3 protein-coding genes are annotated in these 2,136 nt (G+C 57.9%); 2 read left to right on the top strand and 1 reads right to left on the bottom strand.

What is annotated here, in order from left to right:
• The first annotated feature begins 239 nt into the window (after positions 1-239).
• The gene (locus LB535_RS28760) at positions 240-704 is read left to right on the top strand and encodes a hypothetical protein (RefSeq protein ID WP_224634578.1); all 465 of its coding nucleotides are present in this window, start codon (positions 240-242) and stop codon (positions 702-704) included.
• A 713-nt stretch (positions 705-1,417) separates the two neighbouring features.
• The gene (locus LB535_RS28755) at positions 1,418-1,723 is read left to right on the top strand and encodes a hypothetical protein (protein ID WP_140547060.1); all 306 of its coding nucleotides are present in this window, start codon (positions 1,418-1,420) and stop codon (positions 1,721-1,723) included.
• 245 nt (positions 1,724-1,968) lie between these two features.
• On the opposite strand, the gene LB535_RS28750 is transcribed toward LB535_RS28755, so the two are convergent.
• A partial coding sequence (locus tag LB535_RS28750) for a DNA -binding domain-containing protein (protein WP_263490993.1) occupies positions 1,969-2,136 on the bottom strand: 168 nt, incomplete at its 5' end.

Here is a 2,136-nt window from a genome sequence, read left to right as displayed (position 1 = left end):
CCTTACAAGGACCTGAAGGATTACCCATTGCTCCGACGGCTGGTCGAAGCATCGCAGTAGCTCGTTGCGCGGGATGGTCCAAGGCACACAGACAGCAGAGATTGAAGCAGGCACACTGTCAAATTTTCTCGCCATTGGAACTTCCCGACGCACTGCTGGTTCGCCTGCATAGGGACGACTGAGGCCGATTCCGACCTGTGCATTCTGCAGGCAGAGCGCCTCGCCAACAGGAGACGGCCATGAAACATCAGACACTTGAAGAACTATATGAGGTCGCGGAAGTCGAAGTATCCTTTCCGGCTATGACGCGAGGGCAGCGTTTGGAACATTGGGCCATGCTGCTCGAGCGAAATCCCGAGCGGCGCCTCGCCGCTCTCCCCGGGACAGAATACATGACCTTGGACGTGCGTGACAAGGCGCGGTCCCTGGACTCCGCGCTCAGCGTCGCTTTCGCTGATCCGATATTGCGCGCGCAAGGATTGAAGAACGATAGCTATGGCGAAGCGAAACGCTTCTTCGAGCTTACGGATTGGCAGTTGCACGCTATCGTCTGCCATTGCCATGTCGGCGGGACCATGAAAGCCGGATGGGCTGCCGTTCAAGTTCGGTCTGCCATCGGCATGGAAGGGAAGCTTTTCAGCAGATTGCGTGAAGCGATTACCCATTGGCCGGTATTTCGCATTTTGACCGATGCGAGGGAGTAGCGTCGCCTCCGAAAGCGAAAAGGCAGCGAGTGAAAAGTGCAAGCAGATGCATCTGGGCCTAACATCGCTAATTGTGAGAATACGGGCGAGCGTCGCCCGTATTCTCTTTGCATCCAATGGCCGCGATCACTCTCCTCGAAGGTAATCCTCTCAGATCCGCAGCATACGGTCATACTATGTACCTCGTTCGCATGCACCGCTTCGCACATGGTGTCGTGGCGCTCACATGCCGCCGCACTGACTGCTATCCGCCGTCGGCCGAACAAGGCGGTCGCGAACTTCAAAATGGGGTGCCTGCTCTTCCCGCAAGATGCGCCCAAGGCGCCGGCGCTGGGGCGCGGTCAAGCGGCGTGGCAAGGTGCCGCCTGCGGACAGTCGACTCTAGAGATAATTGGCAAGAAGCGGTCCTTGCATGCGGCGGCCGAAAGCCCGGGGGTTGATTGAGACACTCGGCCTAAGTTGAGCCCAAGTGGATTTCGGCATAACCAGCTCATTACGAACGGACCAACGGTGTCGACCGAGGTCCGGCACTAGATGCAATCAGTCGGCTTGATTTTCAGCAATTCCTGATTTTCACCAACCTTTGTGAAGTTCATAAGAAAGGTCGAGGAGTGCCTAACCAGCTCTTCACCATAATGACAACGGCTTCGGAACCTTCATGACCGCAGCGGACTTCTCCGCTTCATTATGAATTCGAATGAAGGGGCCCCTGCATGAAAGTCACCGCAGCAGGCATCGACCGGATCAAGATCGGCAATGCGGACGCAAGCGGCCAAGGCGCGCATTTCGTCGTTTGGCTTTATCTTCAGGTTGACGAAGGCGGCACACAGACCGGTCAGGAGCTGGTGGTATCGGTGCCATATGATGCGCGGATGACATTCGATGATCTCGCTACCCAGGCTTTCGAGAAGGCGCATGCCATGCTTCGCGCCTGCTGCGAGATTGATGAGACCATGTGGTGGAAGCAGTTCAACCGCAGCCTGGCGCCGTTGCCCGAATGGACGCCCGGCGCCCAATAGTTGGTCGGCGGCGAATCAGGCGTGGAGACTGGCTGGACGCCGGCCCGCGCAATGCGGATGGGGAATTCAGTTCGCATCGTCTGCTTCAGGCGCATGACGACCTCCAGCATGTCACCCTGCGATATCCACGTCCGGGCAGAAGCTAAGTTTGCATCAATGGCCTAGATGAAGGCGCAAAGCTCCCGTTCAATGCAGGATCGTAACCCAGGGCTTGCAAACAACGTGAATCAGGCGTCGGGACCCCCTCAGGAAAGGCGCCGTCGCGCGCGAAGCAATTGGCGATAGCCGCGCTCGACCATCTTCAAGCCGTCGCGCACTGAGCGAAGCGTCTGATACCGAAAAGCCGAGTCGTGCCAGTCGGCGGCGCTGACCAGTCGCCGACCGAACAAGGCGGTCGCGACTTCAAAATGGGA

The sequence above is a fragment of the Mesorhizobium sp. CA10 genome, assembly GCF_020165285.1.
Lineage (GTDB): Bacteria > Pseudomonadota > Alphaproteobacteria > Rhizobiales > Rhizobiaceae > Mesorhizobium.
Note: the sequence above shows the minus strand (reverse complement) of the source record. Positions and strands in the feature narration are given on the sequence as shown.